The organism is Pseudomonas sp. MYb2 (assembly GCF_002979955.1).
Lineage (GTDB): Bacteria > Pseudomonadota > Gammaproteobacteria > Pseudomonadales > Pseudomonadaceae > Aquipseudomonas.
Window position 1 is genome coordinate 18356 of sequence record NZ_PCQC01000005.1, and the last position, 17743, is coordinate 36098.

The 17743-nt window shown below is 55.8% G+C and carries 6 protein-coding genes; 1 reads left to right on the plus strand and 5 read right to left on the minus strand.

The genetic code is table 11. From position 1 onward, the window contains the following. Positions 1-19: 19 nt before the first annotated feature. From CQ009_RS09495 to CQ009_RS09505, 3 genes are read right to left on the minus strand one after another with little or no spacing between them, the layout of a single operon-like run. The gene (locus CQ009_RS09495; protein ID WP_105705786.1) at positions 20-661 is read right to left on the minus strand and encodes a hypothetical protein; all 642 of its coding nucleotides are present in this window, start codon (positions 659-661) and stop codon (positions 20-22) included. After that, positions 658-1359: a hypothetical protein gene (locus CQ009_RS09500; protein ID WP_064388748.1), complete on the minus strand. Its 702-nt coding sequence runs from the start codon at positions 1357-1359 to the stop codon at positions 658-660. The genes CQ009_RS09495 and CQ009_RS09500 overlap by 4 nt, the downstream gene beginning before the upstream one ends. 52 nt (positions 1360-1411) lie before the next feature. Then, the gene (locus CQ009_RS09505) at positions 1412-2440 is read right to left on the minus strand and encodes a hypothetical protein (protein ID WP_256585402.1); all 1029 of its coding nucleotides are present in this window, start codon (positions 2438-2440) and stop codon (positions 1412-1414) included. A 4-nt stretch (positions 2441-2444) separates the two neighbouring features. Here CQ009_RS09505 and CQ009_RS09510 point away from each other — a divergent pair, with 4 nt between their 5' ends. Continuing rightward, entirely contained in the window at positions 2445-3041 is a 597-nt protein-coding gene (locus tag CQ009_RS09510) for a MarC family protein (protein WP_064388829.1), read from the plus strand. A gap of 72 nt (positions 3042-3113) precedes the next feature. On the opposite strand, the gene CQ009_RS09515 is transcribed toward CQ009_RS09510, so the two are convergent. Together CQ009_RS09515 and CQ009_RS09520 are read right to left on the minus strand one after the other, a co-directional pair. Next, positions 3114-10118: a TcdA/TcdB pore-forming domain-containing protein gene (locus CQ009_RS09515; protein ID WP_105705790.1), complete on the minus strand. Its 7005-nt coding sequence runs from the start codon at positions 10116-10118 to the stop codon at positions 3114-3116. 171 nt (positions 10119-10289) lie between these two features. Continuing rightward, positions 10290-17366: a TcdA/TcdB pore-forming domain-containing protein gene (locus CQ009_RS09520; protein ID WP_105705792.1), complete on the minus strand. Its 7077-nt coding sequence runs from the start codon at positions 17364-17366 to the stop codon at positions 10290-10292. Between the last annotated feature and the right edge of the window lie 377 nt (positions 17367-17743).

Sequence of the window (17743 nt, forward strand, 5' to 3'; positions counted from 1 at the left end):
AGGTCGTATTGTTATTCGATCAGATTTCCAGGCCATCAATGTATTTGAGCGAGCCGGTGATGACGGTTTTTTTCACTTTCTCGCGAAACTGGGCGTAATGCAGCGTGTTGAAGGTGATGGCAGCAATCTGTTCAACACTGTTGTGGATAAGTGTTTCATCCTTGCTGAACAGAAACCCGCTGGCCTGTCTCTCGATCTGGAACTGACGATGATAGATGCCCATTTCCACTTTGTTCGGGCCGCTCATCACGCAGGGGATCATTTGAAAAGAACCGACATTGGCGCGCAGGCAAGTGGACTCGAACAGCTTGAGCGCCAATGCATTATGTTCCATCACCCGCAGCGCACGCCGCATAGGTTCGCTGAACTGCTCACCCCATGCCGTCGCGATACGCTGCGTTGCCTGACCAGCCATCAGACTGTTGCGCGACTGTGTCAAGGTTTGCGGTTTCGGCACGTCCCATCCAACAAATTTCAGGACATTCCTGTAGTACTCGAACCAGTCCCCCGATAGCCCGTCATCGAACGCCGCGCGCGTCGCTTTTTGCGCATAGGCTGTGCTCATATAGATATCGTCTCGATGGGTCGCTGGCAAGCCACTGGCAAAAGCCACGACGCTGCCGCCCACTACCGCAGCCTGCGGTGCAATCAAGTCCTTCATAGCGCAATTTCCCTGGGCAGATTCAGCACTGCCACGCTGTCCGCAAGCTTGTCCCTGACTTTCCTGGCAATGGCTTCGCGCGCGCCGCTGTAGCGAATTTCGGACAGACTTGCCCAGGCGTGGTGCGCTTGGACCAAGCCTCGAACATCTGCGGATTGATACACCTGTTGAAATGGATTCGGGTTTAACTCAAGTGACGTCTTGAACTCAACAAACGCGCTTGCGAACGAATCGACAGCATTCGCGACAGTCACCATTAACTGCACCTTTGCCAACGACGCCGGCACGCTGTCCGCCCCGGCCGCAGACGATATGTTCATGAAACTGCGCAATCGCTGGATGGCGGGTTCGTCGCCGGGCATTCTTGCAATTCGCTGCAGAACCGCACCCATTATCCGCGTTTCAGGCATTGCATCACTGCTCAACGCTGCATTAAAAAACTCCAGCGCGGATCTGTTTTCCGGGTTGCTGACCTGCCATTCCTGCTTCGACTTCTGATGGCGCAACCAGAAATCATCGAGGACACTCACGTACGTATCGTACCAATCCAGGGACAGCGATTTTTCACTTTTTTTATTGGCAACCAGTTGCGCCAATAGAATTGAATTGACTAGATCGTTATAAGTTTCCCGCTGTTTACCATCGGGAATAATCAGTACGCAAACCCCGACAACCAAAACCAAATAATCATCATCCATATTATCCCCCCTAACAAAAAGGGCAGTCGCGACGACTGCCCTTCTTTGTCAATCAGATCTCATACTCTTCGATTTTCGATACAACATTCAGGCCCAGTTTGGTCCTGATCGACTGACGAGACGCATTAGCAAGTTCGGTATTCTTGGCAAATATCGTTTCACCTTTGTACAACTTGACATTGCGAACGTCTACATCGATAAACATAACTTTAGTGGACGTATTGCGACGCAGAAAACGTACAGCACCGACGGCCATGATGGCTTCGCCGTTCACTTCGGTACAGACGCCAGCGGTGATGCCACCAACGCCGTGGTTCAGCAGATTGCGCTCATACAGAGTCAATGCGGTGTCACGTTTTTCCAGAGCGGCGATGGCGTCGCCCGCTGCCTTCAGCATCAACGCAGTTGCAGGGCCAGGCACCGCAAGACCCGCTACCACCGAGCTGAGAATTTCCAGGACCAGCTTATCCATCCGCACGCTGGTGCCCGCAACCTCCAGATCGGTGAAGTACTTGGAAACAGGCGTCCAGCCCGAGTTGGTCATGACCTCGCGGAACAACAGATACCACTCCAGGCCCTGGCTTTCGAGCGGGAATTTCTTGTTGGCTACCAGTGTTGCGAAAAGAAAGGCATTTTGTGCGTCGGTCCGATTGTCATCCGTCAGATGAGCAGAAAAAGCCAAAAGTCCTTCGCCGACAACCGCCGCCTTTGTCGGTGCTTCCACGGCGTCACTCGAATTAAAGCTCAAGGCAGCAGCGCGACGTTGAATAGTTGGAGCCTCATCAATTTCATATTGATGCAGAGCATTAATGCAATTGGCGACATAGAGTTTCTGCATTACGGGATCTTTCACTTTGAATTCCTTAACATCATTTAAGCAAGCCTTCATTAACTTGCGAAAACAACCATAACCAAAGACACCAGCACTCCACAAATCAAAACATGTAACATCAATTACCAAACCAACAAACCCCACATCTAACAAACAACTAAACCAACAACAACCGGCCTTTAAAAGTCGATACCCCAACCCGTAAAGCGCTGATAGACTCCATCCCCATTCTCCTTCCCGGCGAGACATGACCATGCTCCACGTGTTGTTCAGCGTTTACCTGAAGATGCTGGTGCTCTACAGCCCGTTCTTCGTGTTGTCCTGCTTTATCAGCCTGACCCGTGGCTACTCGCGCAAGGAACAGCGGCGCCTGGCCTGGAAAGTGGCCATCGCCACACTGGTCTCCAGCGTTCTGCTGTATCTGTTTGGCCGGGTGATTTTCGACGTGTTCGGGATTACCGCAGACGCATTCCGCATCGGTGCCGGCAGCGTGCTGTTCATCTCGGCGCTGGGCATGGCCCAAGGCAAGCCTGTGGTGCAAAGTGACAACGTGCAGCAGGATGTGACAATCGTGCCGCTGACCATCCCCTTGACCGTTGGCCCGGGGACTATCGGTGCACTGCTGGTGATGGGTATCAGCCAACCGCATTGGGATGACAAACTGACCGCGATCATGAGTATCGCCCTGGCCAGTTTCACCGTTGGGGTGGTGCTGTACCTGTCCAATCACATCGAACGGATTCTCGGCGACCAGGGCTTGCAGATCGTCAGTCGGTTGATGGGGTTGTTTGTCTGCGCCTTGGCGGCGCAGATCATCTTTACCGGGGTGAAGGGCTACCTGGTTTCCTGAAAGCGATAAAGGGCTGCGGATGATCTGATCCGCAGCCCTTACAACTAATCCCGCCGACGCTGAACTACCGCTTTACACATTGATGGACCCAGAGAACAGCTCACCGAGCTCACTCGGCGTTTCCTCCTGTAATGCTGTCATCAACTGATCCAGATCGATCGTCAGCGCGAGCTCTCCGGCCAAGGGGATACTGAATGCCACCTTCTTTCGAGACTCTGCGCCGATAGCCGCGACATTGCGCAAGACGATACTGCGCCCTGTGTCTGCGTCCGTCAGCAGCAAGTGCCCATCCTGCTGCGTGACCAGCCAATGCTCCATCGACCCCAACTTGAACGACAGATAACTTCTTAACGCGTTCGGAAAATCGAAATCGACAATAAGGCAATCAAGTCGTGCCCAGGTCCTCTGGTCGATAAAAAAGTCGGCTCCATCCACCGCATATCTCAGGATCAACGTATCAACGCCGTCCGGAATCGGCGCAATTCGACCCAATGACTGACCGCTTTCGATGACTAGCGTATTGGCTATCCGGCTGACTGTTTGCGCAGTCATCCATACGTCACTGAGCTTGCCATCTTCACTGCGATTGCTGAACAGCTGCCGGCTCTGCGGGTCATGCAACACCAGGGTTTGACCGTTGGCGACGCCCACATAGCCAGGCAAGTCTTCACCTGGCGCCGTTGCACTGAGCAAGCGGCCGGCGTCGACGTCATACCAACTGCAAAGATCATCGACCCTGCCTGCCGTCAGATACGGGGCACAATGCTGACCCGCCACCAGTTGCGCCAGCTTGCGCTCCCGCGCCTGTAGCGAATCCACGCCGTCAAAGAACTCCTTTTCCACACCGACAATGCGCGCAGGCTCACCTTCGAACAGGTCGAACAATACGTGGTCATGTGCCCTGGCGCGCAGACCGGATGCATGGGGCACAGCCCAGGCAAACGTGCGCTGCGGCAGCACCCTCTGCATTGGCGGGATCAAGTCAGCCCGTAACAGACGTGTTCCCGCACCAAATGCTGCGAACAAGCTTTCGGGAGTCATGAACGCTTGTCGGTAGATCCGCCCAGTCGTCCAATCGATCATTAACACGGCTTTCTTGTCCACGGTCTGCCGCAAAAGCCCAAAGCTTTTCCCCGCTGTGTCGGCGATAAGCAGTTGCTGATCGAGACACACGACATAGAGCGGCGAGTGATTCGAAGCAGCGCTGATGCCACCGACCTCCACAGCCCCGGCGGACCACATTGCGGCAGTGCCAAGGACCGAATCCCACCAACGAAAATTGCTGCCTGAGCGCTCTTGGCGGGCGAATAGCCAATCATTACCGAGGCCTGCCAAATGTCGTTCACCCGCGCCATTCAGGCGAAACACCATGCCCTCGTCAGTCAATGCAATGTATCGCCGGCCTCGGCGATGAATTTGCTGCACCTCGAGCGACAAGATGGATTGGGCAAAAATTACCGAGGACTGATCTTGTGCACTGATGCGCTGTCGATAAAGGAGGCGATGACGCAAGTGATGGAACAGAACCGTATCGCGTTCTGGCTGCTGTGGATCCAGAAGAGCCCAATCGAAGGCGTCGGCGTTGCTGTTCCCCTCTTTGAGCATCGGCCTAAAAACCCGTCCGTCGTCGCTACGCACCCAGACCCGGCTGAACGCATTCGAGCTGTAGTCCATGTAATCAACGGTAATGAACCTGGACCAACCGGCACTTGTCACGTGTTCGTCGTTAACGCCTGACGCTGCCGGAATCAACCGGTACCACGAGAGGAAATCGTCCAGGAAGACCGTCCCACTTCGAATCTCCCGACCTTCGTGATAGCTGAGATGACCGGACACACCAGTAATCGAGAGTTCATCTTCTTCGATCAGGTAAGTCATTTTCACGAACTCGTCTTCGTCGAGTTCGATGCGCCGGACCACCTGCAACAAACCGCCCGGCATCTCCTGGATCGAGGTAATCCAGGCTTTCAATTCCGTACGCACCAGCTGGAAAACACTTCTGATGTTCCCGGTGACTACATCAACGCGCCAGATCAATGCATCAGCGGGGCAGTAGTAGTAAATGTTCTGGCCAATCCTGGGGCCCATGCAAATATCCGCGGCATGTTTCGGGTCCAGCCCGCGAACCAACAGGAAAGAATCTTCACCTCGGTCATACCAGGCGCTGGTGCGCACGCCGGTCAGAGCATCCAGGTAATTGCGAATGACCGTGGGGCCATCCGCCAGATGGCTGGAACGTGCAAGTTCGCGCACCCGCTGGCGTGTCATCGGGCCGTCTTCATCCGGGCCGGCCTCCAGCTCAGTGAGCAACAGGGTTCCAGTTGCCCAGTCCACCTGGTACGAATGTCCGTCGAGTTGCACAAACACAACGCTTTTGTCTGGCACCTGCACATTTATCGTGCCCAGTTGCAGGACGTCGCCCTCGATTTTCACGCCACTTTTATTCAACCAGGCTGCGCGTAATGACCAGGTCATCGCTTCACCAGTCGAGACTCGCAAACGCAAAGACTTGACGCCCTCGGCCAACGTGACCGAACAGTGCCCGCCCAATGCATCGATGTCGTAAGAAAGGTAACCGTGCACTTCTCCCGGCAAGGTGGGTACATGCAGAAAACGGTGTTGCGTGCCCAGTACTACGCTGACCGTAGTTGCCACGTAGTTCGGCACCATTTTTTCAATGATGTATTCGGTGGGCACTTTGTAAAAGGAGAACCAGAATTGCCGCTTGCCGTAACGGTCATGCTCAAGAGCCAGTGCCGTCTCCAGGTCCTCGCGCAGGGTTGTCGAGAAAGGCAACCCGCCAAACTCATAGGCCAGGAAGCAATCCGGGAGGCTCGGCAACACAACGCTTTCAACGTTTATTTTGTCACTGATGGCAAACTTTTCCGGCAGATCGAGCGCTTCTCGAATGCTGAATGCATGCTCGCGGTCCGGGTCGATTTTGGGTGGATGCAAATCGGAGTAGTCGTCTGCCGCGAAGATTTTCTGGCTGCCAAAGGTAATCGTTCCTTTGCGCAGATTCAGTTGTGAATAAACGGCGTGAGGGTTGGCAAAAAGGGTATCTCCCCTTACCGAGTAGCCCTTGGCACGATAGGCCTCGTTGACCCGATTCAAATACCTGCCGATCTGCTTCCCACGCTCTGTTCTGGCGCTGAAACCTTCGACCAATGCACCGATACCGATAGCCAGTCCACCCAGAATGACACTGGCCCCGCCAAGAAATGCAGCCGCCGTGGCCGCTCCGGCAGCACTTGCGCCAAACGCTCCGGCGCCCAGCGCCAGACCGGCGGTATCGAAAGCCAGTTGGGTGGCGAACACCGCGCGCTGGATATCATTTTCAGCGTTGATCAACAAATAGATGTCGAAACCGATACTCGCCAGTTGCAGTGCATTCCCCACACCTTCGTTCAATACGTTGCCCAGCGCATTGCCCACAATTGCAGAGGTGGTGTTGGCCACACGCACACTGTCGGTGAATGCATGACGAACCAGTCCCAGCAATTGCACCGCATCCGCCACAAGTCCGTGAGCGAGTTGCGCGTAGGAGAGATAACCATGAATGCGCACCGCAGACGTCAACGCCGTCGAACCCTCGGCGCTTTCCGCCTCCTTGAGCCCTAGCAACAACGCCTGAATGGCAAAACCGGCATTGAGTGTGTGCACCGCACCAACATCGGTCGGATCGACTACGGATGAACCCGCACCTCTACCGGACAACTCTTCAAAGGAATCGCTCAGATAGGATTTGATCCCGGACAAGCGCTTGTCATCGGTCAACACCGTGCGCGTCTGCTGCGGGTCTTTCGCGTTGACCAGGGTGATTTCACTGCGCCCTTGCGCGGCGGGTTTCAGAGATTCGAACACCGGAACGAAGTCACGGCTCAGTTGATGTTTCTCATGCAACTGATCGGTGGCACCTTTGATGATCCGTGTCCACTTGCCGGCGTCCGCAATGGCGAACGCCTGACCAAGACGCGCGTTCTCCGACAGCGATCGCAGTCGCAACTGCGCATGATGGCGCCAGGGTTCGACAGGCGTCACGCCGGCAACGGGGTCGTTGCTCAGCAGGTTTCCGACGCTGACTTTGGACGGCAATGCCGTATCGGCAATGTTCACACCGTTGAGGTCCACCACATCGAAAGTGGCACCGGAGCCATCTGCGACTCCATAGAGACTGGATACCACCTCATCCTGCAGAAAGCCCTGGATAGCCTTGTGCAGTTCATCTATTCGACTGAACGCATACAGGCCGAAGTTGGGATCGTAGAACCGATAAGATGTTTCATCGGCCCCCGCGACTTTGCTCACCAGCATCGAATGATTTTCGGTATTGAGCAGCAAGCTGCCGCCGCTGGTTTTTGCATCCAGCGCCTGTATCACTGCGTCTAGATTCACCGCCGGCCTTTTCTCGCCGAACTGCGCCATCGGGATGCCACGCAACTCATCCAGCACATGCAGCAGCGCATGGGTTTCAGCGGAATCAGGGGCGATGTTGGCAAGCGCCAGTTTACCGATCAGGGCGCGCTCTGCAGCGGTGCCTTTTTCCAATGCCGCTGCCATGGCTAACGCCAACGGATAACAGCGCCGCCCCGGGTCCCCCGCGCCCTGCACCAGTAACCCTTGCGGAAACTGTTTGGCCGAGCTGGCCCCGGCCTGGAAAAACAGCTCGCGTACTGCATTGCCTCGCGTGAGAATCGATGCCCGTTGTTCTTTTTTAGCCACGGCTTCTACCTGGCTCAAATGTTCGCGCCATTGCCGTACGCTCATTGGCTTGGCAAATGCCTGCGCCTTGAGAACCCGAGAGTTACTCTCACCCGTGCCGACTCTCGAAGTGCTGAACTCCGTTGGCGCGGTATAACGTTTGAGCAGCGTTTGTTCGATGACGTCATAGCGTGCGAACAGCCCACGATCACGGGTTTTTTCGGCAAAATCCACGGTGGTTTTCCAGGTGTCGGCGAACCCGTTCTGATCCAGTGTCGTAGCGCCAAACAGGCCGCCGAACATCACACGGTGCAACGGACTCAACTGATCCACAGGTAATTTGCCTGCCGCGATCCGCGCCAACGCTTCGTTCAAATTGCCCAGCGACTCGGCGCCTGTCGATGGCGGCAGTTCGACGGTGGGTTGCTGCAGAATCTGCTGACGTGTTTCGAAATCGACAGAGAACGGAGCATTGAACGCAATATCGCCAGTCAATCGGTCATTCATCGCACGAACGAACGGTTCACCCAGGCTATCCAGCAGTTGCTGCAGCACTGACGTCAGCAACACGGGCTTGCCTTCCATGACCGGCCAGCCTTGCTTGAAAGTCAGAGTCTGACCTTTGAGCAGCTCATCCACATTGCCCAGGTAACGGTTTTTGTAGGCACCATCGGCAATTCTGCTTGTTTCCAATTCGAACCAGGCGGACTCGGTCTTGGCGTTGTCCTTCCAGCTATGGTGGGTCTCCTCTTCGGTGGCCAGATTGAAACCGTCACGCAGATCGACTCGGTCACTGATTTGTTGACGAGCTTCAGCAAGCGCTTTTTCGTTGACGTAATCACTCAAACCTTGCGAAACGGCCGTCGGGCCACTCATGGTAATAGCCGATTGGGCACCAAATTTGATGCCGTCGGCATCGTACTCAGCGACAGCCTGCAAAAACCTGTTTCGAACAATTAACTCGTCACCCCAGGTTGATAGCGAGCCATATATTTTCTCCATCTCGCTAATGATCAGATTGGAGAATGCTGCGGAATCTGTCAGTGAGATGTTGCCCTGACGAGCCAGCACCTCCACTCGATCCAGAAATGTGTAATTACTGCGGATTTTATCGATGATTCCGACAATTGCCGCAGACCCGGCATGACCACTCACCATTGCATTGGAAAGACCATTGAAAGGGCTACTTTTTAAATCGGCGCTATTTTTATTGCCTACACGCACTCCGTGTTGTGAAACAACGACATCATTGAACGGTGCAAAAATATCCTTGAGTGAAGGTGCGGTCCCGGCAAACTCTATCAATGCGTTCTTTACGTGTTCCGGCACCTTAAAGCGTAAATCCGCATACGGCGCGCTTCGATTCGGAAGTATCTGCGGGTTAGAGTCGAGCAGAATCTGCGTTATTCCCATCCGGGTTTCGATGTCAAAACCGGAAAGATCCATGCCAGCGATATTTTTATGTAACGACGGCAACAAATCCGCATCCAGATAAGTGCCGCTTTCGAAATGCACCGCCTGCAGTCGAGTGATATCCGACGCTGCCGCCAGATTGCCGCGACAAGACAGCTCTCGTTCGTAAATTTCGAACAATGGTTGATTGGACAATTCGCTACGGATATCCCGAAGTGCAATGCCATTCGCTGCAACAGTTTCAAGCGACTGTAGATTGCGCGCCTTCAGCGTATTGAGCCTGGCCTCATCCTGACCATACGCACTGACCAACAGATTGATTCTTGCCTGGTCGGCACTGCCACCTGTCGCGGTGGCTTTCTGGATATGTTCGAACATCTGCTGACGAAGCACGCGGGCGCGCTCAACGTATAGCTTGCCAAGCCTCGCTGACTTCATCGCTGCATCTTCAGAAACCAGCTTCGCGACTTGAGCCTTGGCCGATTCGACGATGATCTTGTTGGTTTCATGCGCAAGCAGTCCATCGCTGTCGTACCAGAGATTCAGACGATATCCATCAGTGTCGGTCATCTGTTTCCAGACATTGATGTAATCCCCCTGTATAGCTCCGATGCCTCCGCCTACCCAGACAAAGTGTAACTTTCGCGCAACCGGTTTGCCTGAAGACAGAAGGTGCACGGTAGTGGCTAACCGGGCGTGGTAATCCGTAAGGTTTCCACTGAGCTTTTTGAGATGAGCATCGGAAATATCAAAAAGATTCGACTCGACGAATTCCTTGAGCAATCTGATTGCTGTCAGTTGTTCTGACCAATCCGCAGCCGCAACCGCGCCATTGTAATAACGCAGCAGCTGTTCTCTCGCCAAGTCATCGCGCAGATTCCCCGCAATGGACTCCAGATCAGCCCGTTTAAAAGCGGCTGAAAACTCACTGCCAGGTAACAACCCATAATCCTTGCTATTCAACTGAGTATCCTTTTCTCACGCGAATATATATCGAGACGGTCTTTATCATCACGACATTCAGAAAAAATTACATATCTAAAAAATCACAATTAATCGCGCTACTTTCAAGCGCCATTCAATTGCAACAGTTTAAAAACGAACAGAAACCATCAACAAACTTACACTTGCGCCTCAGGCTGTAACTACAGGCAGTAACTGCTCGAGCGTCGCCCCGGTTTGGGCATTTGGAACACCCCGCAACCACTGCACCAGTCTGAAAACCGGATAGGAATTTTGCCCTTCGAACCCGAGGAAGACGTTGCCACGCAACGCTGGATCGATCGAACACACATCGCGCAGGATGAGGCTGTGCTGGCGATCCGGATCAACGATGAGCAAATGCTCGCCGACCTCCGACAGTTGCAGTTTCCCCGGCGCATCCACGGCCCAGATCAACTTGCCGGGAATCGCCGGACTTTCGCCGGGGCCTGGCCGACAATCGACAATTACAGAGTCCAGTCGCAACCAGCTGGCTTTTGACAGGTGATAGCTCACACCGCCCTGTCCCATGCGCAAAACCAGACGCCTTACGTCATCGGCGATCAGCGGCAGCAGGTCGTTGACCTTGTTCTGCCCCTCAACCACGAGCACTTCGGCGTTGCGCTGCACATAGTCAAAAGGACCGATGCTGTCGCGACCGGGATAGACAGAAACGCGATGTGCCCGGGGTTCATGCAACAGCACGTTGCCATAGCAGGTGCCGAGCAGTTCGCAGTCGCCGGGCAGGTCATGACTGGCCACTCGAATCATCCGTGCGTTGGCCACGTCATACCATTGCAGAACGTCCGCCCCTGATTCCACAGCGATGAACTCACCATGCTCGGCGATCTCCAGCAATGCTTGCAGCGACTCGAGCAAATGCTCCGCGTGTGCCCTTGCCCAGCGCTGGTCGACGCCAATGACCCGCTCCGTCTCCTGATAGCGCAATTGGAGTGATACACCTTCCACCGACATGCCGCGCAAGCCGGAGCCTTCATTGGTCACACCACCGAACCGCCAGTCGTCCCACTCGGCCTGCGGTGCCGGCAACCAGTCGCCCGCCAATAATTGTTGACCCTTGCCAAATGCTTGCTCGAGTTGTCGGCTATCGAAGAACGTCTGGTTCCAGATTTCACCGCTGGTAACGTCCAGCAGCCACGCTGCCTTGTTGTCCGGCGTAACGCCGAGCAAACGCACTTCTTTGTCGTGGCCCAGATCGCACAGCAACAAGCGATTGTCCAGGTACCAGGCGCACAGGTTGCGCTCACCGCTTGTGTTGCGCACGCCGAGAATGGCGAAGCTGTTGACCGGATACTTCTGCGCCAGCTCCTCCAGCGCCGACCACCACTGTGTCCGTCCTTTGAGCCAGCCCTCACTCAGCCCACCCAGCTGCACTTCACCTTCTGCGGTCAGATTGAAGAACAGCCCTTCGTCGGTCAGCGCCAGATAGCCGCCCTCGACTGCCACCACGTCTTTGAGTCCGGCCGGCTCTACCCACTGATGACTCCACTGCGACGGCCAGCGCTGATCGGCGCCGGACAAACTTCGCTGTACCCGACAAAGCTTCTGCGCCGCCCTGTCGTAAATGAAATACAGGTTCTGTTGATCATTTGCCGGTAACAACAGCAGATCGGCCAATTTGCTGATCGAGTCTTTCCAGCCACGAACGTACCCGGCCGCAATAAACGGATGAATGCACAGGCGATCACGGCTGCGGATCCAGACCAGATCGCGTTTGTCCGGGTCGAACGCCCAGCAGACTGAAACGTAAGTAGCCGGTTGCCAGTCAAGCGTGGCGACCCCATCGCGCTCGGGCACCGTCGACAACGGCACATAGTTACCGAGCACCTGCGACCAGTCCTTTAGCGCCTGCTGGGCGAAGACCCTTTTACCCAAATCGCGGTCCATGTCACGGGTGACCGAAGTGAGCTGCAGTTGACCGTCATGCAACAGGTAGTTGAATTGCGTGGTGCTCTGATCAGGGCCCGTCCACTGTTGCTCGATATGAATCACACCTTGGTCGTCGACGTCGATTCGGCGGATGCTGCACTGTCCGTGCATCACCAGCATCCGATAACAGAATTGCAGCAGGCCGCTGACGGCATCGACCTGCCAGATCACATAGTTCTGAGGTTCGTAAAAGAACGCCGAACCGTCGACAACAGCTGCCAGTAATGCTTCATCGGCCTGCAACACTTGCTCATTGCGGATATACAGAAACCGCTCCCCGGCCGCGTCGTACCAGGCGGTGGTGTGACGCGGTTGGTGTGCGGACTCGAACGGGATCAGGTAGTTGTGCAGCGGTGTGTAAGGCAGGACCAGCCGATGTTCGCTTACCAGTGATTGATAGTGTTTGAGCAAGCTCTGTTCGTCCTCACCGGCTGGTGCGGTCTGTTCGAGAATCAGCAACTGGCCACGAGCGCGATCGACCCTGAACAGCTGCCGGTCGGTCAGCCGGATCAGCACTTCATGCCGCCCCTTGCCGGACAACATTACCTTGACGCCGCCAATAATGATTTCCCCGCCGACCAATACCTGGACATCACGCTCGGTGGCCCAGGTCGCCACCAGCGTCCAGCTACATAACTGCAAGCTGGGCGACTCGAGCTCAACATTGATTCCGCGATTGAGGATCAGTGAGCAGGATGCACCCCCACCTTTAATCCGGTAAGACAGGAACGCATGCCAGTCCGCAGGCGCCAACGGCACTGCCAGCGCACGCTCGTTTGCGTCCAGAAGAATCTCGATCACAGTTGGCCGATACGCCGGCGTCAGGCGATTAACGATGTAGTGAGTGGGAAACGAGTAGAAAGAAAACAGAAACTGCCACTGCCCCTCCCGATCCTTTTTTTCCAGACGCCGCGCTGTGTCGAAACCGGTGTCGTGGCGCAAGGTAGAGAAAGGCAACGCCTTGTATATATAGCCGTAACACGTTTGCGGCGTGCATGGCAGCACCACGAGTTGCCCCACAGGTAGCGCCAGCTTGATGGTGCCAGGTAATCCCAGTTCGCGTTGAAGATTGAGCGCTTTCTGGTAGTCCGGATTAAAATCCGGCACCCCGAAATGATCACGCAGTCGATACAGTTTCGGGCTATCCAGCGTCAGGGTTGCGCGGTTGAAATCCAAGGTTTTCACGATCATCGCCGGATTTGCAGTCCAGCCACCCAAAGCATCATCGTAGCGATAACCCACACCCCGATAGGCAGTCTCCAGATTGTCGAAAAACAGCCCAACCGCCTGAGCCTGTTGCGCGATGTTGGCGAACCCCTGGGCCAGTGCAGCGACACCGACAGCCAGACCGCCGAGAATCACACCGGCGCCACCGAGTACTGCCGCTGCAGTCGCGGCGCCCGCAGCTGCCGCACCGATGCCACCGGCAGTCAATGCCAGGCTGGTGTAGTCAAAGGCCAGTTGCGTGCCGTACTGCGCCCGCTCGATTTCGTTGTCCGCCATCGTCAATTGATAAATGTCGAAACCGACATTCGCCAGCCCGAGGATTATTCCCACACCTTCGTTGAGAACATGTCCCAGCGCCTCGCCAACCACCGGCGCACAAGTGCGGGCGATGACCTTCTCTTCATTCAGCGCTGTTTTCATCAGGCTGATCAGGCCGGCAACGTCCGTGATATTGCCGTGCGCCAGCTGTGCGTAATTGACGTAGGCATGCAGCCGCACGGCGGTGGTCAATGTGCGGTCGTCACCTTCCCGCCCGCGCAAGGCATTCATCAATGCCTGAATCGTGAACCCGGTATTGAGGGTGTGAACGGCGTCAGCCTCAACCAACCCCGGCGCGGGCTTGGTGCCAAGGGTCGAAAACAGCTCTGACAGATAGTTCTTGATTCTCAACAGACGATGATCCGTGCTGGTCACCTCGACTGCATGCTCTGTTTGCAAAGGATCGATCAGCCAGATCCGGTTCTTCCCGTCGGGGGTTATCGTGAGGGTTTCGAACAACGGCACCAGCGGTGTCACCGAGGTGTGCAATGCCTGCAACGCGTCAGTCGCGTGGGCGATCTGCTGCCCCCACCAGTGGCTGTCGAGGTCGCGCAGACTGCGTCCCAGATGTGGATTGCTGACCAGCGATTGACCGCGCGCACTGTTCAGGCGCTGGCGAATCGGGCGTCCCGCATACTCCGGCAGTACATTGTCGGACTCCAGCAACTGCCTGACACGAAACCCGTCGGACAGCTCTTGGGCCGATATCTTCTGCCCTTGCAGCTCAATCAGATCAAACGTCGGGCGCGCTGCATCACCATAGGCCACATAATATTTCGCCAGGCCCTGCGCCTGGAAAAAGTCGATCAACGCCTGCTGGAACAGGGCAGGGTGATTGAACTCGAACACGCCGAAATTGGGATCGTAGAAATGATAAGTCGCCTGATCGCCATCAAAGGTTTTCGCCACCAGCATGGCGTGGTTGTCGGAGTTGAGCATCAGCGTCCGAGTGCTCTCGTACGCTTCAAGCGTGGCGCCGAGCTGCTGTAGATCAACGCGCCCCAAGGGACTGCCGACTTCGTGCAACTGCACGCCACGCAACTCCTCAAGCGCTCGCAGAAACATCGCTGATTCATTTTGTTGCGGCTCGGCGGTCGCCAGGAAGAAGCGCTCGCGCAATCTTCGCGACGCCGCTACGCCCTGCTCAAGAGCCGCACTCATGATCAATGCCAGCGGATAACAGCGAGCACCGGGGTCACCCGGCCCAGCAAGCAACAGATCCTGAGGCACAAGCTTGACTTCACTGGCCTCGATCTGACCCAGCACCTGACCGAGCTGCAGGATCACCTGATCACGATGCTCTCGCGTCGCCACCTCTTGAATATGGGCGACATGACGCCCCCATTGAAACAGCGTGTGCGCCTGTGACAGCGCCGCTCGTTTCAACGTCAGCGCGCTGCCCGAGGATACTGGCGGCTGATCGGCATGACTGGCGAGGCCGGCCATGAACGCCGCTGCACGTTGCTGGTAAAGATGGCGCTCAATAGCCGCATAACGCACTGAAGCCCCAACTTCAGCGACGTTGTTGGCGAGGTTATCGAGGTCGGCAACGACCGACTTCAAGCTTTGATTATCCAGTGAACGCACATCCAACAGCTGGCCCAGCAGCGCCCGCTGCAAGGCACTGACCTGGAAAAACTCCAGTGTTCCCTCGGCAATAGCGCTCAGTACTTCATCCAGCGCCAGCCCCTGAGTCTGCGCATCACCGAGCGACGCAGGTGCTCGCAGGTCAATGGGCTGAGCCTTTATAGCCTCGCGATCATCGAAACCGAGCCCGGGACCTGACGGAAAAACCAGCGGGCCGTTATGGCCTCGCCGCATCGCAGCCACAAAAGGCTCTCCGAGCCTGTCCATCATCCGTTGCAGGACATCCACCAACAACACTGGCCGACCCTCGATAACCGGCCAGCCTTCCTCGAACATGACAGTCTGCTGCGTGAGCAACGCGTCAATATCACCATTGTAACGCGCGCTGAATTGCCCTTCCCGCCAGCGCTGCTGCTCGTCGAGCACCCATTGCTCAACATCGCTGGCATTGTCTTTCCAGGAATGGTCCTGCTCCTCCTCGGTCTTGTCGTTTATCATCCAGAGCGGCTCGATCGCCGCCTCCAGACGCAGTTGCTCTTCCTCTCGCGGGACGAAGTTGTGCCGGTGGTAATCGGCCATGCCATCGCGCATTGCGGCCGGACCGGTCAGATAGATGGTCCATTCGCTCTGCGCACGTATACCGTCGCTGTAGTAACCCGCCACTGCCAGAGCCAGATAGCTGGCCGCCACATCTTCGCTCATCGACAGCTCGGCGAAAGAGCCGTAGGCCTGCTCGAGCACCTCACGCGACAGCACTGACATGTTGTCGAAATCGCTCAAGGCAACGCCGCGTTTCTCTGCCAGGCGGGCCGTCTGGTCGATGAGTTGGTAATTAAAGCGAAACCGCTCAATCACACTTTTGAGCATCGGCGCTCCCGCATGAGCCGCCAGGAAGGAGTTGCTCAACGTGCTCTGCACGGCAACGGCACGCAATGCCTGTGGGCGTGCGAGCAGTTCGGCCGGAGCTTGAAATACCTCGCTCAGTACCGGGTTTTTCCGGGCAAAGGCATCCAGCGCGGAGCGGTGTTCCTCGGGAATTCGCCCCAGATAATCACTGTAACCATCACGCCGTGCCTGGCGTCCCGGCATCCAGTGCGGGTTGTGGTCGAGCAGCAGTTGCAGGACGCCAAGGCGCGCATCACCGCCGAACGTGCTTATGTCGACGCCACCCAGTTTTTTGACCAGCGGCGGCAGGTTATCGACATCGGCATATCCGCCCCCCTCGTTGTACAAAGCTTCGGCACGGACCACATCGGAGGCGGCAGCCAGATTCCCCCGAAGCCGGGTCTCGCGATCGTAGATATCCTGCAATTGCAGCGGCGTGTCGAGGTCATGCAGATCGCGCAACTGCAGATCGTTTCCCGCCAGATCCAGCAGGCTGCGCCGGTTTTGTTCGATCAGCCCTTCCAGATGCGCGGCATCCTGACCATAGGCGCGAGTCAACAGGTCGGCCCGCGCTTCATCAGCAGACATCCCCTGTTCCCGCGCCGCGTTGATGTGCATGAACATCTGCTGCTTCAGGGCGATGACCCGTTCCTCGTACAGCGTGCCCAGCTCGGCTTCGGAAACCTTTGCGCTGCCGCCGTGCTGCATCGCATCAGCCTTGGCAGCCTCGACGATCAGCTTATTGGTTTGCCAGGCCAGTAGTGCGTCACTGTCATACCAGAGATGGAGACTGTAGCCGTGTCCGCTCAACACCTGTCTCCACAGGTTGAGATAGTCATGCTGGATCGCGCCGAGACCGCCACCAAGCCAGACAAAGTGCATATTCTTCGCAATCGCCGTTGCAGCACTTGCCTCATAGGCAAGGGTGTTCTTCAGCCGGGTCTCGAAGGCCTGAATATTGTCGTAGATACGCGGCAATGAGCCCTTAGCGTGTGCTTCGGCCGGTTGTGCAATCTGACCCTCGATAGATCGACGTACGCGGGGCATTCCGATCAACTGGCCCAGCGACTGCTTGAGCAATGCCAGGGGTTCGAGCAAGCGCGGGGAATCGAGCAAGCCGACACAGGCAAAGTAATAACGCCACACAGACTGATAAGAGTCACTGTCTTTGTGCGACAGCATTGCCTGTTCCAGATCCGCCTGTTTGAACAAGTTGATAAAGTTGACATAGCCACTAGCATCTTGCGGTCGTTGATCCTGCATGAAAGTTCCTTCTTTACCCTGACCGATTTCATGAGTGCCCGCTGGCACTTGCATATCGGTCAAACTAACGACTGGAGAACAAACACTCAAACTCCAAGACTTTCAATACATGTCAAGACAGGTAACTTTAAAACAACCAATTACATTTGCAAAAGTAACCAGGCATTACCCAAAACCCAGATATAACCCAACACAATCAACCGAGACATAAAACCAACTAGCCTGACTCTTTGTGTCTATCTATCTGGATACAAGATAAGTCGGGCAAAATATAAGTAACAGGAAAGCTCCCACAACCAGGCGGAGCAAATCGTACAGGGACTGTCGATGAATACGACACGGGAAAAACCGGCAGCAATGCTCACGGGACGCGGGCG